Genomic DNA, 26,319 nt, shown 5'->3' with positions numbered 1-26,319 from the left:
CTATCAAAATAAATAAACTTAATTAAGAAGTTTAATTAAATGGAAAGTTGGCTACTAAAATGATTAAATTAGTGATTAGTGATTTAGACGGAACTTTTTTGAATAGTCAGAGCTTATTTGACAAGGATTATTTTCGTCGGGTGAACAACATGATGAAGGAACAGGGGATTGCCTTTTCCGCTTGTACCGGCAAACAGTGTGAACGGGTCGAGAAATTATTTGGCGAAGAATTTGCCAATGACTTATGGATTCTCGGCGATAGTGCCACCAGAATTAAACACCAAGGTGAGTATGTCTTTGAATCGCTGTTGCCCAATAAAATCGGCATGGCGTTAATCAAAAAATTAATGGAAATTCACAACGATTATGTGATTATCGCCTGCACACCGACAGCAGCCTTTGTTTTAGATACGCTGCCTGTCAATGATGTTAGAATGGTACGGGGTTCTTACGAAGTCGTGGAGGTTGTCCCAAGCTTTGATAACCTGACAGAAGATTTCGTTAAAATTACCGTTTATGATAATCAGCTACGTTGCTTTGAAACTGTCAAAGAATTGACTGATTTTGAAGATCAAGCCTATATTGTTGCCTCTGAAGCAGCCTGGATTGATATTTCCAATCACGGCGTGCACAAAGGTACAACAGTGGCTGAATTACAAAAAATTCTCAACGTCACCCCAGCGGAAACAATGGTTTTCGGCGATGGCCTGAATGATATCGAATTGATGGCAAGAGGCGAGTATAGCTTTGCCATGAGCAATGGCTTCGATCAAACCAAAGAAGCAGCGGCCTTCATCACAAAATCAAATGATGAAAATGGCGTTCTAACTACTATCGAAAAAATTCTTTCACTGCAAAAATAAACAAAAAAATTGTCGCAGGAAGCTTTGCTGTTTTAGCAACTCTTCCTACGACAATCAAGTGTGACTTAATTGGCCAAGATTAGCTCAGCAATTTTTTGCTGGGCTTTTTTAGCTTCTGGAATTGGCAAAATCGGATAGACATGATTCATTTTTTCGCCAATCACAAAATGATGGGGTAGCTCTAGCTCCTGCAGCTTTTGCCGCAAGACCAGCGCCGACGGATAAAATAATTCATGGGTGCCGATGAAAAGGGAAATATGTCCTAAGCCTGTGAAGTCACCATATAAAGGGCTGACTAATGGATTCTTTAATTGCCCACTCCCCCAAAGTTTTCCTAAAATACTCAGTTGCTCAACTGAAAGCAGCGGGTCAGTCGCCGCAAACTTTTGCGTCACCGGGTTACTGGTATCAATATCAAGCCAAGGGGAGAGCAAAATAATATCCTTTGGTTGCGGCAGTTCGTTTTGCTTTAGTAAAAGCGCTAAGCCTAAAGCTAGACCACCGCCAGCCGAATCCCCCATCAGTGTGATTTGCTGAGCTGAAAAAACTGACAGTAAAACCTCTTGATACAAGGCTTCAATTTTTAGATAAGCCACCTGAAAATCAGCAGCCGGCAGCTTGGGATAAATTGGGAAAATAACGCGTGCACCGGTTTCTTTGGCGATGCGGTCCACCGCCTTAAAATGAAAAGCGGAAGGCTGGGCAACATAAGCTCCGCCGTGCAAATAGAAAATGACCTTTTGCCGAGGGTCGGCTAAATCATTCCAAGAAAAAACCTGCATCCCCTCAAAATAAAATTCTGTAACAGGACCAGATAGATACTTTTTCGGATTTTTAACTGGCAGCTGATTGACTTTAGCTGCGTGATCTAGCAGATGAGTCATGAAGCTGGCTTGATTTTTGCGTTTTCTTGGGAAATTAAGCAGACCCAGGCTTTTCTCTAAAGAAAAGCTTGCTAGGGAGCGCTTTTCAATCAAATGGCTATAGGCATAAAGACCGGCCGATACTCCGCCGATGACAGATAAACTAGTGATGAGTTTCTTTTTCATGGGAATTCTCCTCGTTAATTAGTTTCAGCATTGATTAGGCGACTTCGATAGTCGCCTGTAATCTATTCATCTGATTATAACAAGAAAAAAGCTAAGGCCCAAACATCGGCCTTCAGAGGTTGATATTTTCTAATGATTAGAGACAAATGGAATGGTGCCAGATAGAAAAACTCTAAGGTTATAACCGATTAAATACTGCGGTTGAAAAGAAATATAATAGCAGTAGTTGTTTTTTTTATTTTGATACACAGTTACGTCGTAATTCAAAAACTAAAGGGAAATAATAAGGAAACATAAACAATACAAGTTAATTGCTAAAAAATAATTAAAGGATTATAATGCAGTCAATCAGGGATGGCGTTCCCTATAACTGCCATGCAAATGGCTGATGACGCCTGTCTATAGTTAGTTTATTTGAGTGTGTAAGCATTTAATAAAGTAATTATAGACAGGCGTTTTTGTTTTGCATTTTTTATCTTAAGGAGGAAACAATCATGACAGTAACAATTGAAAACATTAAGGCTAGAGAGATTTTTGATTCGAGGGGGAATCCAACAGTGGAAGCGGATGTCATCTTGTCTGACGGAACACTGGGGCGGGCAGAGGTACCTTCTGGGGCTTCCACTGGTGATCGAGAAGCGGTAGAATTGAGAGACGGCGGGACTCGTTTGCAAGGTAAAGGCGTTTTAAAAGCTGTTGAAAATGTTAACACGGAAATCAAAGCGTCTCTGATTGGCAAGTCGCCCTTTGATCAAGCGGGCTTGGATAAAATTATGATTGATTTGGATGGGACGCCAAATAAGAGTCGGCTTGGTGCCAATGCCATTTTAGGTGTTTCAATGGCGGTAGCCCGAGCCGCTGCTGCCAGCAAAAAAATTCCTTTATATCGTTATTTAGGTGGTGTTGATTTAGAATTACCACAACCTTTTTTCAATGTCATCAACGGTGGAGCCCACGCAGATTCTGGAATTGATGTGCAGGAATTTTTAATTACTCCAATCAAACGGACTAGCTTTCGCGATGGCGTCGAAAAAGTAGCTAATATCTATCACACACTAAAAGCTGTTTTAGCCAAAGCCGGTTATGAAACTGCAGTAGGAGACGAAGGCGGCTTCGCACCAAAATTAGCAAACACAGAAGCAGCAATAGAAATGCTGTATCAAGCTATCACTGAAGCGGGCTATACGCCAGGAGCCGAAATTGCTATCGCCATTGACCCAGCCTCTAGCGAATTTTATTCAGATGAAACCCACAGCTATCATTTTGAAGGCAAAGAATTAACCTCAGCTGAAATGTTAGCCTACTACCAAGAATTAGTAAAAAAATATCCAGCTTTAATTTCAATTGAAGATGGCTTTTCTGAACATGATTGGGAGGGCTTTAAACGGCAAACGGATGTGATGGGCCAAGAAATCCAATTGGTAGGGGATGATATTTTTGTCACCAATCCGAAAATTTTTAAAGAAGGCATCACCAAGGGTGTCGCCAATGCGATTTTGATTAAATTAAATCAAATCGGCACCGTTTCCGAATCAATTGAAGCCATCAAAATTGCCCGGGCCAACGGCTATAATACGATGATTTCTCATCGTTCCGGTGAAACTGGCGATACCTTTATCGCCGATTTTGCAGTCGCTTTAAATGCCGGTCAAATCAAAACCGGTTCGATGGCCCGCAGCGAACGGGTGGAAAAATACAATCAATTTTTACGCATTGAAGAAGAACTAGGTGAAACTGTCGGCTTAGCCCATTTCCCTAAAAAATAAAGAGATTCTGGAGGAATTCCCGTGACCTTAATTCTAATGAGACATGGCCAAAGTGAAGCCAATTATCAAAATATTTTTACCGGCTGGCTTGATTTTCCGCTGACAAAAGTTGGCGTCAAGCAGGCTCATCGTGTCGGCCAGCTACTTCAACAGGAGAATATTCATTTTGATGCGGCCTTTACCTCTGTTTTAAGCCGTGGAATTCTTTCGACAACTATTGTTTTAGAAGACGTGCATCAGCTAGCGATTCCAGTTACAAAAAGTTGGCGCTTAAATGAGCGCCATTACGGAGCTTGGCAGGGGCGAAACAAAGCTGAGTTGGCAGCCATCTATGGTGTAGAAGAATTAGAAAAACGCCGCCGCAGTTTCAAGATAGCACCGCCAACTGCTACAACTAAAATAAGCGACCGGCGTTATCAAAGCGTAGGAGCAGAAATCATTCCGCTGACGGAAAGTCTGGAAGACACGCTTGTTCGTGTGCTGCCTCTATGGCAAGACCAGATTGCACCGCTGCTTTTAGCTGACAAAAATGTCCTGATTGTCACTCACGGCAATACGATGCGAGCCTTGATGAAATATATCGAAAGTATTTCAGATGAAGCGATTGAAAAGATTAGTGTGGCAACTGGCGATGCGATTTGGTATGAGTTTGGGGAGGGGCTGAAGGTGAAAAATCGCCGTGAGGTTTGACCTGAATTGATGCGGTCTACTAATGTTGCTGAAAATCCTGATTCGCGATTTTTTTGAAATAGTTAGAAAAGCAAGCAAGATATGATTGTTTCAATGACTCCATAGGAATGCTAGTAAAATTACAGACCATCTCTAAACAACTGTAAACTTAGAAATTTTATGAGCCTGTGACATTAGTTAAAACAGAACTGATTTTTCCGAATACTATCTGGCAAGCACGACCAAATGTTGAGAATTTGTGATGAGTAGCTACTGGACACAGCCACCAATACAATATCATTCCGGATTTCATCTGTTCACAAAACTAATGCCACAGGCTCTGGGAAGTGGAACTGCTAAGAAACGACTCTCACACCTGATAAACTTGATTCAAATCATTCATCAGTTTATCAAAGAGCCAATAACTGATTTTTTGGGTATCTAAGGTGATTTTTTCCAATGCAATCACCAAAATGTCTTTGTATTTATGCTTGTTGGTCTTAGCAAAGTATAAATCATTGGTAATCAGATAATCACACTCTTGGTCCTCGTCTAAGAGATTGTAAAAAGAAAAGCTGGGATGAAACTGCAGACTATTTTTTAAATAGTCAAAAGAAATTCTAGTTTGGAATGGATCATTAGCCAAAAAAAGACCGATTTTGACCCGCTTGACAGAATGCAACGAACTTTCAATGATTAAAAAACCATAATGATCTACTAAATAATTTGTGGTTACAGCTTGCAGTCCTTGTGCTATTAAAAAGGCATTTAATTGTTCGACAATATCAATCACATACTCAATAGAAGGATCATTGACGTTATGATTGCTGTCATTGACGAGGTTGCCGATGATTTCCGAGATATGTTTGTGGGTGGAAAAAAATAGAGCGTTAACGTTAATACTAAACAGGAGATATTCCAGTCGCTTAATGTTTTCTGGGGTATCAACAAATTGAAAAGCAGGAAATAGCATGTCTCTTGAAAGCTTAAATAAATCATAGGAAACAGAATGATATTTTTTTTGCAGCGAAAAGAATTTGTCGTATAATTGCCCATCATACATCACTAAAGGCAGGTCAAAGAGAAAATGCAGCAGCAGTTCTTGTTCACTAGATGTCAGCAATGAGCTAGGTAAACTGGCCTTTTCTTTGGCAATCTCCTCAAAAAAAGAAAATTCGCTAATGTCAGGTAGCTGCACCACTTGCTTGTAATATTCTTGTATCTGGTTTGGTTTTAATGAGCGATAGTAGGCAATGTACAAAATTCGTTGCAGCCGGTGACGGTTGAAGGTGGAGATACCTAAAGAATCATTTTTTTTGATAAAACGAACGATTAAGCTAAGATAGCGGTCCACCTGAGAATTCATCGGAAAAGGATTCTCAGTCAGACTATAGGTTTTTTCAAGATAGACTTGAAAGAAAAACCGAACTTTTTCCTCTGGCCCTTGAATGGTCAACATTTTTAAATCCAATCCGTTTTGTTGCAGGATTTCTTTGATTTTTCTAATGCTTCGATTAATAGTCGCAGTGCTTAAAAACAGTTGCTTCTGCAATTTTGTATAGGTTAAGTCCTTTTCCATTAAAAGACTCAAAATGATGGCATGAGCAGTGGATTGTCGATAAAGATAGTTTTGGAAGACTAAAAAGGAGCTGTCACTTCGGTAACTAATGTGAATTTCTCTGGGGAGATTGATACAGTCGATGAAATCGGCATAATTATTTTGGATGAGTTGAATTTGAGAACGCAAACTTTTCAGAGAAATTGACAAATCAGCGCAAATATCCCGCTTAGTTGCCTGCCCTCCTTTTAGTTTCAAATATTTTACTAACTTTAAGATATCCTGTTCATTTGAACCTAAAATAGTTTCTATTTCCATCTTTTCCTATTCTCAGCTCCTCTCTATGACTTTGTATAAATAACAAATTAATAGAATTAACTTTTTCCACCTATTTTAACTAAAAAAACGAAAAAAGGCAATCTGCTTTACAAAATCTGATGAATATTACTGTTAAAATTACGTTAAACTAGATAAGAAAAATTAATAAAATAATAAATATATTTATAAAGAAGGCGTACTTATAAAATGAAAGGTATTTGTGTGGATTGATTTAGTAAAGCGAGGAATTAAAATGGAAAAAATATGTATTTTGACAAAAACTATAATGGCGGAAGATGAGCTGCAGAAAAAATTACAGCTTCTTGGCTATGAAGTATTTGTTTCCAGTCATTTATTGGAGATGTTGATGGCTGGTGAGGGAAAGGTTCTTTTTCAAATCTTTAAGACGATTATATTTAGCGAGACGGTTAGCGACTATGAGATTGAACGAGTCGTTGAGCAGTTGGCCAACGAACCCGTGAGAATGTTTAGGATGGACAGCACAAAGGAAAGCAGTGGTGACGAAGGCTTGTCACACAACACGCCTTTTTATTTGAGAAATGATACCAGTTTAAATGATTTGCGGGAAAAGCTGTCCTATGTTTTTGAAAGTATGCCTGTGGAGTATCAGGAAGAACCTGCTCCAAGTACCAATTACTTGGATTCGAATTTTTTAAATTTCATTCACAGCCTATCTGTAAATGAAAAAAACTTATTTGATATCTTGTATGCAGCAAACGGTCAATATATTAAACGAGCGGAATTGAGCGAAAAGCTTTGGCAAAAGGAAGCATCAAATTCAAGCTTAGCCCAATTATCTCAACTACTTTTTCGCATCCGTAAAAAGATGACGAATCATCACTTGGATGGCGAGTCATTACGCAGTCATTGGCGGGAAGGCTATGCTCTGTCACAGGATTTTTATGATGAAGAGGATTTGCCTAATTAATGAGGACTTTAATTTCTTACTCTTTAACTCAATAAATTTAGTTAAGCCCAAATCGATGGAGCTGGTTTGAATGCATGATGGTGTATTCAGGTTGACTCTCTTTTTATTGGAGGCAATAGCTTAAAGTCGAAATGCTAGAGACTCTTAGTTTCATTATAAAAAGCTAAAATTTCCGGCTTTTATTTGGCGCTACTTAAAAGCTATGGGATAATTATCGTAATGTCAGCCACAATAAAAAAGGAGTTTTAGTTATGATTCTTACATGTCAGCAAACGAAAGCAACACAGGCCCATTTGATTACATATCCTTACTTAAACGAGCATAAAACCTTATTTGGTGGACAATTAATGTCTTGGCTCGATGAATCTGGGGGGATTTCAGCAGTTCGTCTGGCGCGAAGACCGTTGGTAACGGCTTCGTTAGACCATTTAGATTTTTTACATTCTTTAGCCCATAGTGAAATGGTCTGCATCGAAAGCTATGTTTCTGGTGCCGGCAAACGGTCATTAGAAGTCTTTTGCAAAGCCATCGGTGAAAATTTGCTGACTGGTGAGCGCTATTTAGCGAATACTTGCTTTATGACATTTGTCGTTTTGGACAAGGAGATTGTGCTGCCACAAATCCAACCGGAAACGCAGGAGGAAATATTTATCTGCGGCGGCTATGATGCCCGTCGCCAGAAAAGAAAAGCCGATTTGGCTGGTAATTTAGAACTAGCAAAACACATGCAACTGGATGGTCTGATTTCAAAAGATTAACCAGCAAGAAAAAAATCAGTTTGTGGAACATAGCTTTTTAGTTTTCCTGGAAAATAAACTGGTCTGAGCTCAAATTTTTATAACGGAGCTGTCTTAATAGAGAGAATTGATTGCCGTCGATTCAGTTCTCTCTTGCAGGGCAGCTCTGTTTTTTTGTGCTGAATTCATATTATTTAGTCTTAAAAAAATTCCTAAAAAAAGTCATAAGTTCTTCGATTTTTTTTAAGTTTCCTTTAAGCTGTGCTCTCTACTCTTAAGTCACAATCATATTTAGGAGGTTTGAAATGAATTTTTTAAAACGTGCTCTGGCCAGCAGCTGGTCTAAAAAGGGGCACACGATTTTGCTGTGCGCTGTTTTTTCGGCAATTTTAGTATTCGTCTTAGCTGGTCTGACGATTCAAAGTGCGGCTAATCAGGCAATTACTAATGCCCAGAATGATACCGGTGCCACGGTGACACTTGCGGCTAGCCGAGAAGCTCAATTTGGCGGTGGTGCCCCTAGTGAAGATGCCACAGACAGTAGTGACAGTGAAACAGCAGGACAAATTGACCCTGGCGGGTTTACAGCAACGCCAGTTAATGTTAGTGATGCTGAAGCGATTGCTGAATTAGACAATGTGGCGTCCTATTCATTAGAGTCTTCTTCAACGGCGATGGCCGGCGATGATGTCTCCGCTATTACCAGCTCTGATTCCAGCAGTACAGAGAGCTCAACAGAAACAGATACCGCAGAAGCTGGCGAGATGGGCGGTGGTATGGGTGGCGGCATGATGGCAGGTGGTCAAGGCGGCGGCATGTCCGGTGACTTCCAAGTGTCGGGGGTTTCTGAAACAGCCCTTGCTAGCGATTTTAGTGATGGGATAGCCGAAATTATTGACGGTGAAGGAATCACCGCTGCCGATGCCGACACGAATAATGTCGTGATTGAAACAACGCTAGCCGAAGCCAATGGATTAGCAGTTGGCGATACTTTTACTTTGCAAAATAGTGATGAAGATACTAGCTATACAGTCACGGTCAAAGGAATTTATGAAACCTCAGCGACAGCTTCTGGGATTTCAGCGCAAATCAGCATGCTGAATCCCGTGAATACAATTTACAGCTATTATACATTTGCTAATGCTTTAAATGGTGACGCGGATTCAGCGACAGTGGATGAAGCGGTGTATACTTTGGCTGATCCGGCAGGAATGGATGCATTTGTCAGTGAAGCAGAAGCACTGATTGATACAGATTCTTATGCTTTGACGACCAATGATCAATTGTATCAACAAATGCTGGAACCATTAAACAATGTGGCGAGCTTTGCTAAAAATATTGTCATCTTAGTGGCGGTGGCTGGAATTATTATTTTGACATTGATTGTCATGCTGACAATTCGCGAACGCCGTTATGAAATTGGCGTCCTCTTATCAATGGGAGAATCTCGCTTCAAAATGATTTTACAATTTTTCAGTGAAATTTTTATTGCGATGGTGGTAGCGTTAGTGATTGCTACTTTTAGTGGCAATATTGTCGGCAATGTCGTCGGCAACCAATTGTTGTCGCAACAATCTGAAACGACAACTGAACAAGTCAGCAATAATCAAAATGGCCCTGGCGGTGAGATGGGCGGCGGTGGTCCGAGCGGGGCCTTTGGCGATATTTCTAGCGCCATCTCTGGTTCAGAAGCTATTTCAGAACTAAATGTTACAGTCGAGCCAACAACAATTGCAGCTTTGGCTGGACTTGGTTTAGCGATTAGTTTCTTATCGATTATGCTGTCATCGATTGGCATTTTGCGATTGAATCCGAAAAAAATACTGATTAGTTAAGGTAGCGAAAAGGAGGGCGTACCATGTTAAAAACCAAAGATTTAGGCTTTTGGTACCAAAATGAAGCAGATTATTTATTTAAAGAGGTGGACCTCGAATTCAACGACGGGCAGGTCTACGCCATTTTAGGCACAAGCGGCTCTGGCAAAACGACATTCCTTTCTTTAATCTCTGGATTAGATACACCTAAGACCGGTTCGATTTTGTACAATGAAGAACCGATTCAAAAAATCGGTTTGCGAAATTATCGTAAAAAAGATGTCTCAATTGTTTTTCAGGCGTATAATTTGTTGCCGTACTTGTCAGCTTTAGACAATGTCTTAACCGCAATGGAAATCTCTGGCTCTAAAAGAGAAAACAAAAAGCAATATGCACTGGATAGCTTGGCTAGAGTTGGCATTGATGAAGAATTAGCCAAGAAAAAAGTGCCGTTACTTTCCGGCGGCCAGCAGCAACGGGTGGCCATTATCCGTGCTATCTGCTGTGATCATAATTTGATCGTTGCCGACGAACCCACCGGCAATTTAGATGAAGAAACCTCTCGAGGCATTGTCCAACTCTTTAAACAGATTGCTCATGAAGAGCGGAAATGTATCATCATCGTAACCCATGAGATTGAAGTAGCCAAAGCCTGCGATCAAGTATACGAATTAAAACAAAAAGTATTTACCGAGAAATTTTTAGAATTGGAACCGGCTTAACTTGATTGGAAGTAATCAGTAAATAAGAGTTTTAGCATTTTGTCAGCAGTGTTGTTTCATGCTAAATAATTTACTAGCTTATAGAAACATACTAAGATTAGAGGCTGTGACATTAGTTAGAACAAAGCCGAACTTTTACGAAGGATATCTAGTGGAAACCACTAGATATTGTTACTTTGCGATGAGAACCTATTGGACCGCAGGAGCAACTATAATATAGTTCGGGATTTCTTCTGTTAAAAAGATTAATATCATAGGCTCTTGTAAAACAAAATAGAGACTGTAAAAAAAACGCCCCATCCTTAAAGGATTGAGGCGTTTTTTTTAGATTGGTTACAGACAAACTGTGTTAAAAAGCAATCTCTACCCCGTAATGATCAGAGACAACGGGAGCATTCTGCCCATCAAAGCAGACCTGTGAAGAGTGGACAGGAATTTTTTCAGAGACAAAAATGTAATCGATGCGAATTCCCTGCTGATTGTTTTCCCAGCCGGTGATTTCAGCTTCGACTGTGGCACTGCCGGAAGTTTTTTCAGCTAAGAGAAAAGTATCCTGCCAGCCATCTGCATGGATTAATTGATAGCCTTGTTCCTTTTCTTGGGCGGGATTGTTAAAATCCCCAAGTAAAAAGATGAGGGCTTCGCCAGTTTGTTGGTGCTTTAAGTCCTGCAGCTGAGCTGATAAAGTCCGCCATTCCTTTTGAAAGCCTTCATCGGGATTTTGTTGCCACCAGGAAAAATGCAGCGAAAAAAACCAATGGGAGCGCCCGTTGATTATTAACTCAACGCCGAGGGCTTTGCGGCGGCGATGGTCAGCAAAGGCATAGTCGTTGGAAATTAAAATTTCTTTAGTTTGATTCACCGGCTGGCGGGAAAGAATGGCGAGCCCTTCATCATATTTATTAAAACCTAAATGCACTGGCACCCAGTGATACTCATAGAAAAGCTCTTTTTCAGCCAGGGCTTTAACTAAAAGCCCGCCAAAATTATCGGCCTTCAACTCTGTAGTCTGATTGTCATTTGTCCACAGCTGATTGACTTCCTGTAAAGCAATCAGGTCATAGGCTTCAGTAGCGATTTTCTCCGCTAAATAGGTCAACTTTTCCTGCTGATTTTCCTCCAACCAGCTGTGGGTGTTTAATGTCAGTAATTTCATTGATTTCCTCCGAAATAATGGGTTACACTAATTATACCAAATGTCAGAAGAAAAGAATTTTGAAATTTGCAGCGACTTTGCATTCGTGAGAGCTGATTTTTTTTTGAAAATCATATTCTAAGCTAGTCTGCGCCTAAAATTTTTTTGTAAAGAAGGAAATCATATGAAGCCATTAAACAATTTAATTACTGATGTGCCGGGGGTGAAAGTGGGCCATCAAACGATTTTGAATTCACAATTCAAAACGGGTGTCACAGCAATTTTGCCCCATACGGACAATCTTTTTTTAGAAAAATTACCGGCGACGGTTCATGTGATCAATGGCTTTGGTAAAAGTGCGGGATTGTTGCAGGTGGCGGAAATGGGCGTCTTGGAATCGCCGATTATTTTAACAAATACTTTTGGCGTCGGTACTAGTATGAATGCCTTGATTCGTCGAGCTTTAGCAGAAAATCCAGAGATTGGCGAGAGCACCGGCAGTTTTAATCCGTTGGTTTTTGAATGTAATGACAGTGTCCTCAATAATTTGCGGGGCTTGGCGATTGAAGAAGAGGATGTCACAAAAGCCTTATCAAAGGCGAGCAGTGATTTTTCTTTAGGTGCTAAAGGAGCAGGCACCGGGATGACCTGCTATGGCTTGAAAGGGGGCATTGGTTCTGCGTCCCAAGCGTTAGTGATTGATGGGCAGGAGTTCATCCTTGGCTGTCTTGTTTTAACTAATTTTGGTCAGATGAAAAATTTAGTGGTGGAACATTATCCAATTGGTCAAGAGTTGGCAGCTTTTTTTGAAGCACAACAGCAGGCAGAAAAGGGCAGTGTGATTGTAATTTTAGCAACTGACCTACCGTTAAGCAGTCGCCAGCTGAAAAGGATTAGTAAACGAGCCTCAGTTGGTATTACCCGCAGTGGTTCGTTTATCGGAAACGGCAGTGGTGAAGTGGTCTGCAGCTTTTCGACAGCTCATCGGCTGCAGCATTTTGAAAAAGCTGCGCTGATAACAAGAAGTGCCTTTAATGAAAATTATCTGGATAGCGTGTTCGCAGCAGTTGCTGATGTGGTGGAGGAAGCCGTGCTACGTTCGTTAATTCACGGAGAAACGATGGTGGATCGCCAAGGGGTACCTGTTTGGAATCTAATAGAAGCGATTGAAGAGCTGCAGAAAGCTAATTTTTCAGCAGCTAGATTTGCACTGTTAAATAAATTAAATAAATTGAAATAGGTGATGACAATGGAAAAAGCGTTGCAGACAGCAATTGCAAACTTAATTGCAACATATCAAGCCGAGCTGGAAATTGGCCTTTGGTTGGGGGATACTTCTGGTACAATCTATGATTTCCAAGGAGAAAAATTTTTTTCAGCCGCCAGCATGATTAAGCTACCTATTTATTTGCGTTATCTGGAAGCTTTTCGAGACGATGAGTTGAGTTCCGAAAAAGAAATTTTAGTTGAGGCAGAAAAAATTGTTGGCGGTGCCGGCTATCTGCAACTGCTGCCAACTAAAAAACATTGGCAGCTACAGGAATTAATGACAGCCATGATTGCCGTTTCGGATAATACGGCCACGAATCTTTTATTGGAAATCGCCGGACTAGAGTCAATGCAAACTTGGCTGCAAGCATTTTCCGGCATCCAATTGCAGCGTTTTTTGATGCGACCACTTCCCAGAAAAGAAAATCGCATGACGGCAACGGCAGCTGGCCAAATGCTACGGCGAATTTATCAATTCTCTGATAATCAAGCGCAGCAAGCAGGCGACCTCCAGCCTTTCTTAAAGCAGCAATTTCGAGAAGGGCTGCCGGGATTATTGGACGAGCAGGAAATTGTTGGCCTCAATATTTACAATAAAACCGGTCGTTTAGATAGAATCGAACATGACGCCGCCTGCTTTGACTATCAAGGGCAGCCAGTGTTTATCGCAGCCTTTACCCGTGATTTAACGGGACGGGGTCAAGGAATTATGTTTTTGCGGCAGCTAGGAGAGCTGGTCTTTAAAAACTATTTTGCTGATAAATCCAAATAGCTTTTACTGCGAGAAAAAGCCCATCAGCGGGGACTGATGGGCCAAGGAGTGAATGGAAGTCAGGGAACAATTAGGCTTCACTGACCAGCAGCTTGACGATACTGCATTTTGGGAAGCGTCAAGCTGCTCATGTTTTTGGGATAAGTATATCTTAGCGGAAAAATGTGAACTGTTTATGACACAATCTAAGAGACCACTATTAGCCTAAATCAATAATTCGGTCAACGAAGTCTTCATAAAATTGACTTTCATGGGAGACGACAATCAGCGTGCCGGCATATTTTTCCAATGCCTCCATCAGATTGACCTTAGTTTCTTGGTCGATGTGATTGGTGGGCTCATCTAGCATTAAGAAATTACTTTTAATCATCGTCATTTCAGCGATTTTAACTTTTGTCTGCTCGCCGCCGCTGAGAAATTTTAAGCCCTGCATCGCTAACTCGTTGGCTAGCCCAGCCCGGGATAACTGCCGTCGCAAGTCTTTGGTGGTCGCTTTTGGATAAATGTTGCTGAGATATTGCAGCGGAGTCTCCAATGGATTTTCCCACGCTAAATCTTGAGCGAAATAATCAATTTCCGTATGTTGAGGAAATTGAAATTCCCCTTTTAAGGGTTTAATTTGACCCAGTAAGGTTTTAATCAGCGTTGATTTACCAATACCATTAAAACCCCTTAAAGCAATTTTTTCCCCATAGCGAATCGTTAAATTAATCGGTGGCAATAGCGGCTTTTGATAGCCGATTTCCAGCTTGTCGGTTTCTAAAGCCAAAGTTGTGACAATCGGCTGATAAGGAAACTCGATATGAGGTTTCGGCGAATCACTCGGTGGTGTTAAGCGCTCGATTTTGGCCAATTGTTTTTCGCGACTCTTGGCCATCGTGGAGCGGGAGCCGGCTTTATACTTACGGATATAAGCCTCTGTTTTTTTGATATGATCCTGTTGGGCTTCGTATTGCCGTAAATACGTTTGTTGCTGCAATTCCTTTTGTTTTAGCGCTTGTTCAAGATTGCCGGTATATTTGGAGAGCTTGCCAAACTCAATATCAAAAATATGCGTGGTGATTTCATTGAGAAAATGTCGATCATGGGAAACCACGAGAAAGGTGCCGTCAAAATTTTTCAAAAATTCTGTCAGCCAAGCCACATGGTCATCGTCCAAGTGGTTAGTGGGCTCATCTAAAATCAAAATCTCTGGTTTTTCTAAAAGCATTTTTGCCAAAATTAATTTAGAACGCTGACCGCCACTGAGATTTTTTAATTGGGTATCCATGCCCAATACCTGCAAGCCCAAGCCATTGGCCAACTCATCGATCAAGAGATCCATCTGATAAAATTCTCCTTGATCCAATTCGTTTTGCAGCTTGCCGGCTTGATTGAGCAAATCATCCTCAAGGCTTTCTGCATAAGTAGCGTAAAGTTCAGCAATCTTAGCTTCTTTTTTAAAATCCTCGGCATAAGCCAGCTGTAAAAATTCTTTGATTGTCAGCTGCTCATCAACTTCAACATATTGGTCCAAATAGCCAAGGCGGGCTTTCCTTTGGAGGACAACCTGCCCGTCATCCGGCAATTGCTCGCCGGTGATAATTTTAATCAGGGTACTCTTACCTACACCGTTACGGCCCACCAGACCGACGTGTTCTCCGCGATTAATCTGCCCGTTTATTTTTTCATATAAGACTTTATCTCCAAATTGTTGGGTAATATCCACTAGTTTTAACATTTTTTATTTCCTGCTTTCATTTTTTTCTCGCAAAAAAGCTGCAGACAGTCATTGTCTACAGCTTTTAAAGTATATATTTCGTCATCGAAAGGCTGGCAAAACAAATAAACCTCTAACCAGGCTTCGATGAAGAAGGACTTTTCGCTCTTAACAATGCTTCATCTTTCAGTTGTTAAGAGCTGTTTTTCTCACGAATTTAAAGTAATAGTGTTTCATAGTTATTCCTCATTTCTCTGAGAAATTATAACACGGAGAAAATAAATGGTCAAAGTAAATGAAAAAAAGTTATGAAAATTTGAAAATTTTTCTTTAGAGCATAGCTAAAGGTTGTTTTTGGGTCGGTTTCGGAAAGAGTTCATCCAAGATAGCGAGTTCTGCCGCCGCTAACTTGACGGCGCCTGCCGCTAGATTGGCTTTGACATGCATTTCATTGCTGGATTGGGGAATCGCTAAGGTAGTACCATCGCGAATCACCCATGCTAATAGAATTTGAAAGATTGAGGCTTGGTGCTGCTCCGCAATTTTTTGCAATTGTGGCTGTTGAGTAAACTGGTTGCCTAAAGAATCTCCTTGAGCAACCGGTGAATAGGCAATTAAAGGCACGTTTTGCTTTCGCAACCATGGTAATAAATCAAACTCAATTCCTCGCTCGCCTAGGTTGTACAAAACTTGATTAGCCGCACAATTTTGACCACCGGGCACCTGCCATAATTCCTCCATATCGTCTGTGTCGAAATTGGAAACACCCCAAGCCTTAATTTTTCCGGCTTGCTTAGCTGCTTCCATAGCGGCAACTGTTTCTGCTAAAGGAATCGTACCCCGCCAATGGAGCAGATATAAATCTAGATAATCTGTCTCTAGGCGCTCTAAGCTCTGGTCCAAGCTTTTTGGCAACTCCGTCAATGAGGCGTTCCAAGGATAAACTTTTGAGATTAGGTAGACTTTTTCTCGAGGGAAATTTTGCAGGGCTTCACCGACTAAACGTTCTGAGTTTCCTTCTCCGTACATTTCAGCTGTGTCAATTACCGCAGCGCCACTGTCTAAACCACTACGCAAAGCGGTTAGTTCAGTTTGCCGCCTCTTGAAATCGTCTCCCATGTGCCACGTTCCCATGCCAATTGCTGGCAAAGTTCGCTGATTAAGTATCAAATTTTGCATTCTCTTTCCTCCTTATGGTTGCTGTTTTTAGTGTATCAAAGGGTGAGCCGGCTTTGACAGCAACTTGTCTTAGCCTGAAAATTATAAAGGCAATGTCATTAATAAAAGCTGACCGTATTCAGTGGTTAACGGTGGGAGGGTTTCAGTGAAGCCATGTTTTTGATAAAGCTTAATAGCCTTGCCGTTTTTAGAATTAACTCCCAAGATTAGTTCTTCAGCTGTAGGAAAATGTTCTCTGGTGAAGGCAGGTAAAAGTTTTAGGCTAGCATCTGCATAACCTTGTCCTTGAAAACGGCTGTCAGTGGAATAGCTTCGCAATAAAACAGCTTGCTGATTATCGGTGTAAATTTGCGGGCCAGGCCAGCTATGCAAAATCATAAACGTCGGAAAATTTCCTTGATCTTCTAAAAAAACAGGCAGACGGCTATCGTCAGCAGTCGCTTTTTCAATAGCATCTAAAGGTAGACCTGAAAAAATTAATTGTTCAGGGGGCAGGTGATAGTCGGCAATTTTTTCTGTCGGCACTAAAGCTGGCGTATAAGCGATTAATTTCATGGAAAGCTCCTTTAGGTGTATTTTTTTTCTTAAATTATGGGAGTTAGCTCTCATAAGATTCAAGTTTAAAAGCTGCTGAAGCTAGCTGTGAGGTGTGCCAGATTGTATTCACGAAACTAGCTTTAATCAGATTAGTTGCAGCAGGATTCTATTGGAGTCTTATTTGAGAGCCGAGTTAAATAAAAAAGCACAACCATCGAAATGATTGTGCTTGAATTGAATAGAACCAGAAATTATAATTTTTGGTTGTAGTATTCAACGACTAGAGATTCGTCAACTTCAGGAGTTAATTCGTCACGTTCTGGTAAACGCATGAATGAACCAGTTAAAGTATCGGCATCAAAAGTTACGAAAGCTGGGCGGCCTAAAGTCGCTTCAACAGCTTCAGCGATAACTGTTAATTTTTGAGATTTTTCACGGATTGAAATCACTTGACCTACTTCAACGTGGTATGAAGGGATATCAACGCGTTTACCATCAACTAAAACGTGGCCATGGTTGACTAATTGACGTGCTTGACGACGAGTAGTTGCTAAACCAAGACGGAAAACAACATTGTCTAAACGTTGTTCAAGTAAGATCATGAAGTTAACCCCATGTTTACCTTCTTTGATTTTGCTAGCTTTGATAAACAACGTACGGAATTGGCGTTCGTTCATGCCATACATATGACGTAGTTTTTGTTTTTCAGTTAATTGCATGCCGTATTCAGATTTTTTGCCACGGCTGTTTGGTCCGTGTTGACCTGGTGCATACGGGCGACGTGCTAATTCTTTACCAGAACCTGATAAAGAGATGCCTAAACGGCGAGATAATTTCCAAGATGGTCCAGTATAACGAGACATTAATAAATTCCTCCAAAAATTTAGTGTTGGAGTAAAATAATCTGAGGACTTCGCATTCGTGCAGTTTGTTCTTCAATCTTCGCCTTTTGCAGCCGCGGTTACACAATTGAACCCATGGACTTTCGTCGGGGCAACAAACTGGGGACGAGGTACTAATTCTCTGCTGCTTATTTTACACAAAATCTAGTATAGCTTAATTTCAACGCTAAAGTCAATCAAAAATTCAGCAAATGCTGGCTGTTTTATATATAATCATCCCAATTAATGCAGAAGCCGTAAACTCATCAACTATTTTAATAATTAGTCATCGTATAAGGTGCCAAGAGAAAGGTATCAGCACCGTCTTTGAGATCTTCTTTAGTCAGATTCAGCACCTTATCTAAAGAGGTAACCTTCTTTTGATTGAAGGGAACGACTTTTTTTGGGGGCCATGCTTTGACTTTCCTTTCGTGGAAAAGATTTTCTTTCATTATAAAATGAATTAGAATAATGGTACAGTTTTTTAAGGAGAAATGTGATGGAAAAATATGCATGGTATTCAAAACGCTTCGGTCAACCGGCTAAAGATGATGAGGAACTTTTTTTATTGCTGACAGTCGGCGTCTTTCAAGCTGGCCTTTCTTGGCAGGCAGCGGCGGGAAAGCGGGAGGCTTTTTTGCGAAATTTTGCCCAGCTGGATATTCAAAAAGTCGCTGGCTTTTTTCCGGAGGATATTGAAAAAATCATGGGTGATCCAGAAATGATTCATAATCCCCGCAAAATTCGTGCCGTGATTGCTAACGCACGGGCTATTTTGGCGCTGCGGCCTGAATTTGACAGCTTTCAAGACTATCTCTGGCATTTTACTGGTGGCGAGCCAGTGATTGAAAACTATCGGGCAATTGATAAAATTCCCAATACTCATCCTTTGGCAACGAAAATTGCCAAAGATATGAAGCGACGGGGCTTTCAATTTGTCGGACCGATTTTAACCTGCATGTTTTTAAAGGCGGGGGGCTTTATTCAAGATGAGGTTAGCGGGTGAAAAAGCTGACTGAAATCTGATGATTTTATTAGAAGAACTGAGTGAAATTTTCAAAACCTTTCATTAACCCTTTACAAACGAGCGGTCACCGATTAAAATGTGAAAGGATGTTTTTAAGCTCAAATTGAATTTTTGCAGCGTCACTCTTGGATAACCCATAAAAAGCAGCGGATTTCAGCAGCGTTTGAAGACCAGCTGTATAAGGAGAAAAAATATGAACCCCGTATCGCCCCTCTTTGAGAAGATTGATTCTTCCATCGAAAAAAAAGTTGATTTATTTCAAAATGATTTTGCCCGTTATTGCTTGCGTGCAGTCTTTGCCTGTCTCTTTTTAGGTTTAGGAACTGCTGTGGCGTTTTACATTGCAATGAACGGTGAAGCCATCGCCCCTGGACTTGGCAAAATGCTGTATGCCTTTATGTTCAGCTGGTCGTTGGTGATGATTTTATATATGAATGCTGAGTTGGGCACCTCTAACATGTTGTATATGACAGTTGGAGTCTTTCGCAAAAAGATTTCTGCTTCTTTGGCATTGAAAATTCTTTTTACTTGTATTTTCTTTAATCTGATTGGCGGTGTAATCGTCGGCTTTTTAGTGGCGCAAACAGGCCCTTTTCAACACTTAGCCAGCGACAGCTATTTCTTCCATTCAATTTCGTCTAAATTAGGTAAAGAAACGATTCAAATTATTGTAGAAGGAATTTTTGCGAATATCGTCGTGAACACAGCTGTGTTAATTAGTATGCGGATGAAGGACGACGCCGGTAAATTAGGCGCCATCATCTTTATTATCTTCATCTTTGCTTATTTAGGCTATGAGCACGTTATCGCTAATTTCCCGGCCTTTAGCTTGGCTATCTTCACTTCCGGTGGCGTTTTAGAAAACCTTTCAGTGGTCAATGTGCTCCACAACCTGATTTTCGCTTTAATCGGTAATTATATCGGTGGCGGATTGGTGATGGGATTAGGCTTTGCCTGGTTGAATAAATCAAAAACCAATTATTTAGATTAATTTAGTTAAGACTTGGAGCTTGCCCCAAGTCTTTTTTTCGTTCACTCTGTTGACTTTTTGACATCTTAAGGAGGCAATTATATTGGAAAAACTTGTTTTTGAAAAGGACGAGGCACAAGCCCTGCCGATGGCTAAGTATATGAAAAATTTATTTCCCTTTGCCGGTGTTGCTGCGCCGAAACGAAAAAAACTTGAGGGGCCTTTTCTAAAGGCCAGTAAACAATTGACCAATCAAGAATTGCTGATACTGATTGCTGAAACATATCGACAAGAGGAACGGGAGTATCAGTATTACGCCATTGATTTAGCTTTAGCGAATCTGAAGCGGCTGACAGTTGCTGATTTAAAAACGCTGCTGCCTTTATTAGCTGAAAAAACTTGGTGGGACAGCATCGATGCATGGCGTAAAGTCTATGGAGATTGGGGCAAAGGCAATCTTGCTGAGCTAGAGTTGATTTTTAACTGGTTTTACAAACATGAAAATTTCTGGTATCGTCGAGTGGGGATTAACCTGCAGCTACTATATAAAGAACAAACAAACTTAACATTATTAACGCAGGCGATACTGGCAGATCAAGCAACCGATGAATTTTTTATCCAAAAAGCGATTGGCTGGTCTTTGCGAGATCTCAGTAAGACCAATCCCCAGTGGGTCCACAATTTTTTGAACGAACAGCAATTGAGTCCCTTGGCTGTCCGTGAAGGCAGCAAATACTTAAAATAAAATTTGAGACATAAAAGGAGAACATACTTCCGTGACACGAAAACTTTTTGCATTTGATATCGACGGCACCTTGCTTAACAGCCAAAAACAACCCCTCGACAGCACCAGAGAAGCCTTAGCTGAACTGCACCGCCAAGGCCACTTGGTTTTGGTTGCCACCGGCCGCAGCCGCTATTTGGCCCAAAATGTGATTCGTGATTTAGGCTTCACGAATTATATTATCTGCAATGGCGCTGGCGCTTTTTTAGATCATCAACAGATTTACAAACATCTACTGGATCAAGAGGCGTTGGAGCGTTTAGTTCAATTTATGTCGGAAAAAGAAATCGGCACTTCCTTTGTCGGCTTGGACGAAAGCCGTAGCTACCAAATTTTCAATCCTACTGAGATGGAAGCTGCGATGAATTCCTTTGGCTCAACGACACCGGAACTTGCGCCGGATTATTTAAAAAATGGCGAAATCTATCAAGCCTTGGCTTTTTATGAAACAGCTCGGGACGGCGAATTTGACGAACTATTTCCAGAATTTCGCTTTGTCCGTTGGCACCCTTATAGTGTCGATATCGTGCCGAACACTGGCTCGAAGGCGCAAACCATTGCTTACATGGCGGAGCGTTTAGGAATTGCTCCGGCTGATGTGATTGCCTTTGGTGACGGCAATAACGACAAAGAAATGTTAAAGGCCGCTGGCGTTGGCGTGGCGATGGGAAATGCCGATGAAGATGTACAGGTGGTAGCCGACTTGGTGACGGCAACAAATGATGACGACGGCATTGCTAAAGCGTTGAAAACTTTAGCATTACTATAATATATCACCGCTAGAAACTTTCAATAAAATAAAAATGCTACTTGAGAAATGTTTGGCTCAAGTGGCATTTTTTGTTTAAAAAAGTTTAAACATATCGAAAAACGATAAATAAATATTGAAAAACATGATAAACTGCCTTTACAAATTAATTGAGGTGAGTAAATGAAATTCAAATATCTAGTTTTAAATTTAGCATTGGTTGTAGTGGGAGTTGTGGCAGCACTTTTTTGTGGGCTGTTGTCTGTGCAAGTATTTACTGGCGGCGCAATTCAAGCGCCTGTTTCAACCGGCTCACTGCTGATTAGCGTGTATCTCAGTTTTTTTGCAGGCGTCTATGTGCTAATCAAGCTGCATCAAATTCTGCAGCTGATTCAAACTGATGCAGTGTTTACAGAAAAAATTATTCCATTGGTTAAAAAAATTCGACGGGGGATTTTGACTGTCAGCTGCCTGTTTTTAGGTAGCCTGCCTTTTTTCTATCAAGCAGCGCAAAGTGAAGATGCACCAGGCCTTGTATTGATCGGCATAGGGATAGTAGCGATTCCCTTTGTGATTTATCTGTTTTCCGCCATTGCTGAAGAATTATTTTTAAAGGCTTTGAGCTTGAAGACAGAGCAAGACTTTACGATATGAGGTGGCAAAAATGGCAATTCAAGTAAACCTCGATGTAATGTTGGCGAAAAGAAAAATGAGTGTCACAGAATTATCAGAAGCAGTGGGAATTACAATGGCCAATCTTTCTATTTTGAAGAATGGCAAAGCTAAGGCGATTCGTTTCAGCACCTTAGAAAAATTATGTGAAGTTTTAGAGTGTCAGCCGGGGGATTTGTTGGAATACGAAAAGTGACTCTTGTGGTGTTTGTGAGTTTTTATCACAGATGTAGATTTTACCAAAATCTTTCTTTTATCCGCAAAAACTACTATAATAGGAAAAGGTGAAAAAGGGATAGCGGTTCTTTTTTCAATCATCAAATGAGGATGGTTTCGTTGTATTTTCTGAAGCGTTTCGTTTGAAGGAGAAGGGGAAGCATTTTGCGAATATTATTTATTGGTGATGTCGTCGGCGCACTTGGTCGCCAGACGCTAACCACCTATCTACCCAAGTTGAAACAGAAATATCATCCACAGGTAACGATTGCCAACGGAGAGAATGCGGCGTCAGGTCGGGGCATTACGGAAAAAATTTATAAAAAATTTTTGCAAGACGGCGTCGATGTGGTGACGTTGGGTAATCACACTTGGGACAATAAAAATATTTTTGAATTCATTGATAGTGCTAAAAAGATGGTGCGGCCAGCCAATTTTCCTGAAGCGGTGCCCGGTATGGGCATGGTGTTTGTCAATGTCAACGGTGTGGAATTAGCTGTTATGAATTTGCAGGCCCGTTCTTTTATGGTGGATTTAGATGACCCGTTTAAAAAGGCTCAGGAATTAGTCGCAGAAGCCCGCAAAAGGACCTCCTTGATTTTTCTTGATTTCCACGGAGAAACGACTAGTGAAAAACAAGCGATGGGTTGGTTTTTAGATGGCAAAATTTCTGCGTTAGTTGGAACCCACACCCATGTGCAAACCAATGATGCCCGCATTTTACCACAGGGCACAGCCTTCTTGAGTGATGTCGGCATGACTGGTCCTTATGATGCCATTTTAGGCATGAAAAAAGAACCAATTATTGAAAAATTTCTGACGGCCTTGCCGCAACGCTTTGAAGTGGTTGAAGAAGGCCGCAGCATAATGGGCTGCTGTGTGATTGATTTAGATGACAACACCGGCAAAGCGAAAAAAATTACCCCTATCCAAATTTCCGAGGACCATCCTTTTACAGAATAATGGAGAGAAAGAAGTTCAAATGTTAGAAGACAAAGCCCTGCAAGCAGAGTTAGATAAGTTGACGGCCCTGATTGAGGAAAACGAAATTATTATTCGCTTTCGCCAAATTGAAAAACGGGTCAATGATAACCAGCAGCTAGCCAAGCTGGTGGAAGAGATTAAAGAAGCACAAAAAGCTGCCGTTCAATATGAACATTATGACAAGCCAGAAGCCAAAAGACAGGCGGTTGCTTTAGCCGACCAGCTGACTGCGGAGTTTGACAATCATCCCCTGGTGATTGCCTACCGGGAGCAATTGGTGGAGGCTAATGATTTATTGCAGCACTTAACCCATAAAATTCAAAAATCCGTCAATGATGCTCTTGAGGAGTCAGCGGAATAAAAATAGAAATGAAGGAGTTTTTTGAATGCCTCAAAAAACGAAAAATACTCCGATGATGGAACAATACTTAAGCATCAAGGCTCAATACCAGGATGCTTTTTTGTTCTACCGTTTAGGAGATTTTTACGAAATGTTTTACGAAGATGCCGTTAAAGGTGCCCAGATTTTGGAATTAACCTTGACTAGCCGCAATCGCAATGCTGATGATCCAATCCCCATGTGCGGTGTGCCTTATCACTCGGCCCAAGGCTATATTGATACTTTAGTGGCTCAAGGGTATAAAGTTGCCATCTGTGAACAGATGGAGGACCCTAAAGAAGCTAAAGGCATGGTCAAACGGGAAGTCGTGCAACTGATTACACCGGGAACAGTCATGGACAGCAAGGAATTAAACGCCAAAGAAAATAATTTTTTGACGGCCGTCATTTATGAAGCAGCCAGCGGCTATGGCTTTGCCTATGCAGATTTAACTACTGGTGAATTAAAAACCGCTTTTCTAAAAGATGAGGAAAGTGTTATCAATGAAGCTAGCGCATTGCAAACCAAAGAAATTGTTCTAGGCTCAGAAATTCCGGAAAAATTAGAGCAGGATTTAACCAATCGCCTGAATTTGATTTTTTCAAAGCAATTAGAAACTGTCGACAATGCGGAATTATCTTTTTTAACAGCAGATTTAACGCAAGCCTTAGAAAAAGAGGTGACGGGTAAATTGCTGACCTATCTGTCTTTAACGCAAAAGCGCAGTTTAGGGCATTTACAAAAGGCAGTAGAGTATCAGCCGGATCATTATTTAAAAATGGATTTTTATTCCAAATTTAATCTGGAATTAAGCCAAGCCATTCGCAGCGGCAAAAAACAAGGGACCTTACTCTGGCTGTTGGATGAAACGAAAACGGCAATGGGGGGCCGCCTCTTAAAACAATGGCTGGATCGGCCCTTAATTCAAGAGAAACAAATTTTCAGTCGACAAGAAATGGTTCAGTCGTTAATCAGCGCTTTTTTTGAACGGGCTGACTTGCAACAAGCCCTGACAAAGGTTTATGATTTAGAACGCTTAGCCGGCAGAGTCGCCTTTGGCAGCGTGAATGGTCGTGATTTACTGCAACTAAAAACTTCATTGGAACAGATTCCTAAAGTTCGCCTGCTGCTAGAAGGCATCAACCAAGGGGAATGGAATGATTTGTTAGTGTCATTGACCCCGATGGATGATTTAGTGGACTTGATTAATCAAGCCATCAATGAAGATGCACCGCTGCAGATTACCGAAGGAAATATTATTAAAGATGGTTTCAACGAGCAATTAGATCAATATCGGGAAGCCATGACCAATGGCAAAACTTGGCTGGCAGAATTAGAGGCAAAAGAACGGCAAGAAACCGGCATTAAAAATTTGAAAATCGGCTTTAATCGAGTCTTTGGGTATTATATTGAAATTACCAAGTCAAATTTAGCCAATTTAGAAGAGGGCAAATACGACCGCAAACAGACCTTAGCCAATGCTGAACGCTTTATCACGCCGGAATTGAAACGGTTGGAAACCATCATTTTAGAAGCCGAAGAAAAATCAACGGATTTAGAATATCAAATTTTTACCGCCGTCAGAGAAGAAGTCAAAAAAGAAATTCAGCGCCTACAAAAGCTAGCCAAAGCTGTTAGTTCTGTAGATGTGCTGCAAAGCTTTGCGACCATCTCAGAGCGTTATCAATATGTACGCCCCACTTTAAAGAGTGCGTCGCAAAAAGTTGCCATTGTCGATGGCCGCCACCCAGTGGTCGAAAAAGTTTTAGGACATCAAGAATATATTCCCAATAGCGTCTTGATGAATCCCGAAGAAATGATTTTATTAATCACTGGACCCAATATGTCCGGTAAAAGTACCTATATGCGACAATTAGCCTTAACCGTAATTATGGCTCAGATGGGTTGCTTTGTGCCGGCGGAATCTGCCGAGCTGCCGATTTTCGACCGGATTTTCACCCGGATTGGTGCCAGCGATGATTTAATCGCCGGCCAGAGTACCTTTATGGTGGAAATGATGGAGGCCAATCAAGCGTTGCGCCATGCTACGCCGAATAGTTTAATTTTATTTGACGAGTTGGGACGGGGAACGGCGACTTATGACGGGATGGCGTTGGCTCAAGCCATCATCGAATATATTCATAAAAATGTGCGGGCGAAAACTTTATTTTCAACCCATTATCATGAGTTGACCGCCTTGGATGAAAAATTACCGCAGCTAAAAAATGTCCATGTTGGGGCAGTAGAAAAAGATGGCGACGTAGTCTTCTTGCATAAGATGATGGATGGCCCTGCTGATAAAAGCTACGGGATTCATGTGGCTAAAATTGCCGGGATGCCTCAAGAATTATTAAGTAGAGCAGCGACCATTTTGACGGCTTTAGAGTCAGAGGAAAAGCCGACGATTGCGCCAGTCAAGGCTCCAGAGGACGGACCGTTTCAGATGGATTTATTCAGTGAAGTTTCTACAGAAGAATTAGGTGTTTTAGATAGTCTGAAAAAAATCAATCTGTTGGAAATGACCCCGATGGAAGCCCTCAATAAATTATTTGAGCTGCAAAAAAGAATTTAAATTTACAGAGGGGGCTGTGACATTAGTTAAAACAGAGCCGGATTTTTCGA

At 41.1% G+C, this 26,319-nt stretch carries 25 protein-coding genes and 1 riboswitch; of the genes, 18 read left to right on the top strand and 7 right to left on the bottom strand.

Annotated features, from left to right (window positions below):
• Positions 1 to 59: 59 nt before the first annotated feature.
• Entirely contained in the window at positions 60 to 863 is an 804-nt protein-coding gene (locus tag ORH16_RS03915; RefSeq protein WP_265456409.1) for an HAD-IIB family hydrolase, read from the top strand.
• Between the two features lie 65 nt (positions 864 to 928).
• Here ORH16_RS03915 and ORH16_RS03910 read toward each other — a convergent pair whose 3' ends face one another.
• Entirely contained in the window at positions 929 to 1,912 is a 984-nt protein-coding gene (locus ORH16_RS03910; protein WP_265456407.1) for an alpha/beta hydrolase fold domain-containing protein, read from the bottom strand.
• Between the two features lie 341 nt (positions 1,913 to 2,253).
• Positions 2,254 to 2,317: riboswitch (Fluoride riboswitch) on the top strand.
• Between the two features lie 89 nt (positions 2,318 to 2,406).
• Here ORH16_RS03910 and eno point away from each other — a divergent pair.
• Positions 2,407 to 3,678, top strand: coding sequence for a phosphopyruvate hydratase (gene eno, locus ORH16_RS03905; RefSeq protein ID WP_265456405.1), 1,272 nt, complete (start codon positions 2,407 to 2,409; stop codon positions 3,676 to 3,678).
• 21 nt (positions 3,679 to 3,699) lie between these two features.
• Positions 3,700 to 4,368, top strand: coding sequence for a 2,3-bisphosphoglycerate-dependent phosphoglycerate mutase (locus ORH16_RS03900; RefSeq protein ID WP_265456403.1), 669 nt, complete (start codon positions 3,700 to 3,702; stop codon positions 4,366 to 4,368).
• A 349-nt stretch (positions 4,369 to 4,717) separates the two neighbouring features.
• Here the strand turns inward: ORH16_RS03900 and ORH16_RS03895 are convergent, their stop codons facing one another.
• Complete coding sequence (locus ORH16_RS03895) at positions 4,718 to 6,223, bottom strand: helix-turn-helix domain-containing protein (RefSeq protein WP_265456402.1); 1,506 nt, start codon at positions 6,221 to 6,223, stop codon at positions 4,718 to 4,720.
• Positions 6,224 to 6,476: 253 nt separating this feature from the next.
• Between ORH16_RS03895 and ORH16_RS03890 the strand changes: the two genes are divergently transcribed.
• The 4 genes from ORH16_RS03890 to ORH16_RS03875 all read left to right on the top strand — a co-directional run bounded on the left by ORH16_RS03890 (position 6,477) and on the right by ORH16_RS03875 (position 10,445).
• The gene (locus ORH16_RS03890) at positions 6,477 to 7,172 is read left to right on the top strand and encodes a winged helix-turn-helix domain-containing protein (RefSeq protein ID WP_265456400.1); all 696 of its coding nucleotides are present in this window, start codon (positions 6,477 to 6,479) and stop codon (positions 7,170 to 7,172) included.
• A 251-nt stretch (positions 7,173 to 7,423) separates the two neighbouring features.
• On the top strand, positions 7,424 to 7,930 hold the full coding sequence (locus tag ORH16_RS03885) for an acyl-CoA thioesterase (protein WP_265456398.1): 507 nt from the start codon (positions 7,424 to 7,426) through the stop codon (positions 7,928 to 7,930).
• Between the two features lie 284 nt (positions 7,931 to 8,214).
• The gene (locus tag ORH16_RS03880; protein ID WP_265456396.1) at positions 8,215 to 9,744 is read left to right on the top strand and encodes an ABC transporter permease; all 1,530 of its coding nucleotides are present in this window, start codon (positions 8,215 to 8,217) and stop codon (positions 9,742 to 9,744) included.
• A 23-nt stretch (positions 9,745 to 9,767) separates the two neighbouring features.
• A complete protein-coding gene (locus ORH16_RS03875) occupies positions 9,768 to 10,445 on the top strand; it encodes an ABC transporter ATP-binding protein (protein ID WP_265456394.1) in 678 nt (225 codons plus the stop codon).
• A 349-nt stretch (positions 10,446 to 10,794) separates the two neighbouring features.
• Here ORH16_RS03875 and ORH16_RS03870 read toward each other — a convergent pair whose 3' ends face one another.
• Positions 10,795 to 11,601 carry an endonuclease/exonuclease/phosphatase family protein gene (locus ORH16_RS03870; RefSeq protein WP_265456391.1) on the bottom strand — a complete coding sequence of 269 codons (807 nt, stop codon included), beginning with the start codon at positions 11,599 to 11,601 and terminating at the stop codon, positions 10,795 to 10,797.
• A gap of 163 nt (positions 11,602 to 11,764) precedes the next feature.
• Between ORH16_RS03870 and ORH16_RS03865 the strand changes: the two genes are divergently transcribed.
• Both ORH16_RS03865 and ORH16_RS03860 read left to right on the top strand, forming a co-directional pair.
• Positions 11,765 to 12,820 (top strand): P1 family peptidase, encoded by a 1,056-nt coding sequence (locus ORH16_RS03865; protein WP_265456389.1) that lies wholly within the window; start codon positions 11,765 to 11,767, stop codon positions 12,818 to 12,820.
• Between the two features lie 9 nt (positions 12,821 to 12,829).
• Complete coding sequence (locus ORH16_RS03860; protein WP_265456387.1) at positions 12,830 to 13,621, top strand: serine hydrolase; 792 nt, start codon at positions 12,830 to 12,832, stop codon at positions 13,619 to 13,621.
• Between the two features lie 199 nt (positions 13,622 to 13,820).
• Here the strand turns inward: ORH16_RS03860 and ORH16_RS03855 are convergent, their stop codons facing one another.
• The 4 genes from ORH16_RS03855 to rpsD all read right to left on the bottom strand — a co-directional run bounded on the left by ORH16_RS03855 (position 13,821) and on the right by rpsD (position 17,899).
• The gene (locus ORH16_RS03855; RefSeq protein ID WP_265456385.1) at positions 13,821 to 15,341 is read right to left on the bottom strand and encodes an ABC-F family ATP-binding cassette domain-containing protein; all 1,521 of its coding nucleotides are present in this window, start codon (positions 15,339 to 15,341) and stop codon (positions 13,821 to 13,823) included.
• Between the two features lie 309 nt (positions 15,342 to 15,650).
• Positions 15,651 to 16,499: an aldo/keto reductase gene (locus ORH16_RS03850; protein ID WP_265456384.1), complete on the bottom strand. Its 849-nt coding sequence runs from the start codon at positions 16,497 to 16,499 to the stop codon at positions 15,651 to 15,653.
• Between the two features lie 81 nt (positions 16,500 to 16,580).
• Positions 16,581 to 17,054, bottom strand: coding sequence for a GNAT family N-acetyltransferase (locus ORH16_RS03845; protein WP_265456382.1), 474 nt, complete (start codon positions 17,052 to 17,054; stop codon positions 16,581 to 16,583).
• A 233-nt stretch (positions 17,055 to 17,287) separates the two neighbouring features.
• Entirely contained in the window at positions 17,288 to 17,899 is a 612-nt protein-coding gene (rpsD, locus tag ORH16_RS03840) for a 30S ribosomal protein S4 (protein WP_265456380.1), read from the bottom strand.
• 517 nt (positions 17,900 to 18,416) lie between these two features.
• Between rpsD and ORH16_RS03835 the strand changes: the two genes are divergently transcribed.
• The 9 genes from ORH16_RS03835 (at position 18,417) to mutS (ending at position 26,269) form a co-directional block, all read left to right on the top strand.
• Positions 18,417 to 18,923, top strand: a complete 507-nt coding sequence (locus ORH16_RS03835) for a DNA-3-methyladenine glycosylase I (RefSeq protein ID WP_265456378.1) — start codon at positions 18,417 to 18,419, stop codon at positions 18,921 to 18,923.
• Between the two features lie 214 nt (positions 18,924 to 19,137).
• A complete protein-coding gene (locus tag ORH16_RS03830) occupies positions 19,138 to 19,935 on the top strand; it encodes a formate/nitrite transporter family protein (RefSeq protein WP_265456376.1) in 798 nt (265 codons plus the stop codon).
• Positions 19,936 to 20,017: 82 nt separating this feature from the next.
• Positions 20,018 to 20,659 (top strand): DNA alkylation repair protein, encoded by a 642-nt coding sequence (locus ORH16_RS03825; protein ID WP_265456375.1) that lies wholly within the window; start codon positions 20,018 to 20,020, stop codon positions 20,657 to 20,659.
• 31 nt (positions 20,660 to 20,690) lie between these two features.
• On the top strand, positions 20,691 to 21,467 hold the full coding sequence (locus tag ORH16_RS03820; protein WP_265456373.1) for a Cof-type HAD-IIB family hydrolase: 777 nt from the start codon (positions 20,691 to 20,693) through the stop codon (positions 21,465 to 21,467).
• A 162-nt stretch (positions 21,468 to 21,629) separates the two neighbouring features.
• Complete coding sequence (locus ORH16_RS03815; RefSeq protein ID WP_265456371.1) at positions 21,630 to 22,100, top strand: DUF2975 domain-containing protein; 471 nt, start codon at positions 21,630 to 21,632, stop codon at positions 22,098 to 22,100.
• A gap of 10 nt (positions 22,101 to 22,110) precedes the next feature.
• Positions 22,111 to 22,314 (top strand): helix-turn-helix domain-containing protein, encoded by a 204-nt coding sequence (locus ORH16_RS03810; protein ID WP_265456370.1) that lies wholly within the window; start codon positions 22,111 to 22,113, stop codon positions 22,312 to 22,314.
• A gap of 185 nt (positions 22,315 to 22,499) precedes the next feature.
• Positions 22,500 to 23,297 carry a TIGR00282 family metallophosphoesterase gene (locus ORH16_RS03805; RefSeq protein ID WP_265456368.1) on the top strand — a complete coding sequence of 266 codons (798 nt, stop codon included), beginning with the start codon at positions 22,500 to 22,502 and terminating at the stop codon, positions 23,295 to 23,297.
• Between the two features lie 19 nt (positions 23,298 to 23,316).
• Positions 23,317 to 23,679 carry a YlbF family regulator gene (locus ORH16_RS03800; protein ID WP_265456367.1) on the top strand — a complete coding sequence of 121 codons (363 nt, stop codon included), beginning with the start codon at positions 23,317 to 23,319 and terminating at the stop codon, positions 23,677 to 23,679.
• A 25-nt stretch (positions 23,680 to 23,704) separates the two neighbouring features.
• Positions 23,705 to 26,269, top strand: coding sequence for a DNA mismatch repair protein MutS (gene mutS / locus ORH16_RS03795; RefSeq protein ID WP_265456365.1), 2,565 nt, complete (start codon positions 23,705 to 23,707; stop codon positions 26,267 to 26,269).
• The last annotated feature ends 50 nt before the right edge of the window (positions 26,270 to 26,319 follow it).

This window comes from Enterococcus sp. HY326 (genome assembly GCF_026157065.1).
In the GTDB taxonomy this organism is placed as follows: domain Bacteria; phylum Bacillota; class Bacilli; order Lactobacillales; family Enterococcaceae; genus HY326.
The sequence above is the reverse complement of the archived record's forward strand: the minus strand, read 5'-3'. Positions and strand labels throughout refer to the sequence as shown.

Bases quoted from the DNA above. Each gene is read 5' to 3' on its own strand.
- ORH16_RS03845 (WP_265456382.1), bottom strand. From the start codon at position 17,054: ATGAAATTAATCGCTTATACGCCAGCTTTAGTGCCGACAGAAAAAATT.
- ORH16_RS03915 (WP_265456409.1), top strand. From the start codon at position 60: ATGATTAAATTAGTGATTAGTGATTTAGACGGAACTTTTTTGAATAGT.
- ORH16_RS03885 (WP_265456398.1), top strand. From the start codon at position 7,424: ATGATTCTTACATGTCAGCAAACGAAAGCAACACAGGCCCATTTGATT.
- ORH16_RS03800 (WP_265456367.1), top strand. From the start codon at position 23,317: ATGTTAGAAGACAAAGCCCTGCAAGCAGAGTTAGATAAGTTGACGGCC.
- ORH16_RS03895 (WP_265456402.1), bottom strand. From the start codon at position 6,223: ATGGAAATAGAAACTATTTTAGGTTCAAATGAACAGGATATCTTAAAG.
- ORH16_RS03855 (WP_265456385.1), bottom strand. From the start codon at position 15,341: ATGTTAAAACTAGTGGATATTACCCAACAATTTGGAGATAAAGTCTTA.
- ORH16_RS03865 (WP_265456389.1), top strand. From the start codon at position 11,765: ATGAAGCCATTAAACAATTTAATTACTGATGTGCCGGGGGTGAAAGTG.
- ORH16_RS03830 (WP_265456376.1), top strand. From the start codon at position 19,138: ATGAACCCCGTATCGCCCCTCTTTGAGAAGATTGATTCTTCCATCGAA.
- eno (WP_265456405.1), top strand. From the start codon at position 2,407: ATGACAGTAACAATTGAAAACATTAAGGCTAGAGAGATTTTTGATTCG.
- ORH16_RS03810 (WP_265456370.1), top strand. From the start codon at position 22,111: ATGGCAATTCAAGTAAACCTCGATGTAATGTTGGCGAAAAGAAAAATG.
- ORH16_RS03815 (WP_265456371.1), top strand. From the start codon at position 21,630: ATGAAATTCAAATATCTAGTTTTAAATTTAGCATTGGTTGTAGTGGGA.
- rpsD (WP_265456380.1), bottom strand. From the start codon at position 17,899: ATGTCTCGTTATACTGGACCATCTTGGAAATTATCTCGCCGTTTAGGC.
- ORH16_RS03890 (WP_265456400.1), top strand. From the start codon at position 6,477: ATGGAAAAAATATGTATTTTGACAAAAACTATAATGGCGGAAGATGAG.
- mutS (WP_265456365.1), top strand. From the start codon at position 23,705: ATGCCTCAAAAAACGAAAAATACTCCGATGATGGAACAATACTTAAGC.
- ORH16_RS03850 (WP_265456384.1), bottom strand. From the start codon at position 16,499: ATGCAAAATTTGATACTTAATCAGCGAACTTTGCCAGCAATTGGCATG.
- ORH16_RS03910 (WP_265456407.1), bottom strand. From the start codon at position 1,912: ATGAAAAAGAAACTCATCACTAGTTTATCTGTCATCGGCGGAGTATCG.
- ORH16_RS03880 (WP_265456396.1), top strand. From the start codon at position 8,215: ATGAATTTTTTAAAACGTGCTCTGGCCAGCAGCTGGTCTAAAAAGGGG.
- ORH16_RS03875 (WP_265456394.1), top strand. From the start codon at position 9,768: ATGTTAAAAACCAAAGATTTAGGCTTTTGGTACCAAAATGAAGCAGAT.
- ORH16_RS03860 (WP_265456387.1), top strand. From the start codon at position 12,830: ATGGAAAAAGCGTTGCAGACAGCAATTGCAAACTTAATTGCAACATAT.
- ORH16_RS03835 (WP_265456378.1), top strand. From the start codon at position 18,417: ATGGAAAAATATGCATGGTATTCAAAACGCTTCGGTCAACCGGCTAAA.
- ORH16_RS03870 (WP_265456391.1), bottom strand. From the start codon at position 11,601: ATGAAATTACTGACATTAAACACCCACAGCTGGTTGGAGGAAAATCAG.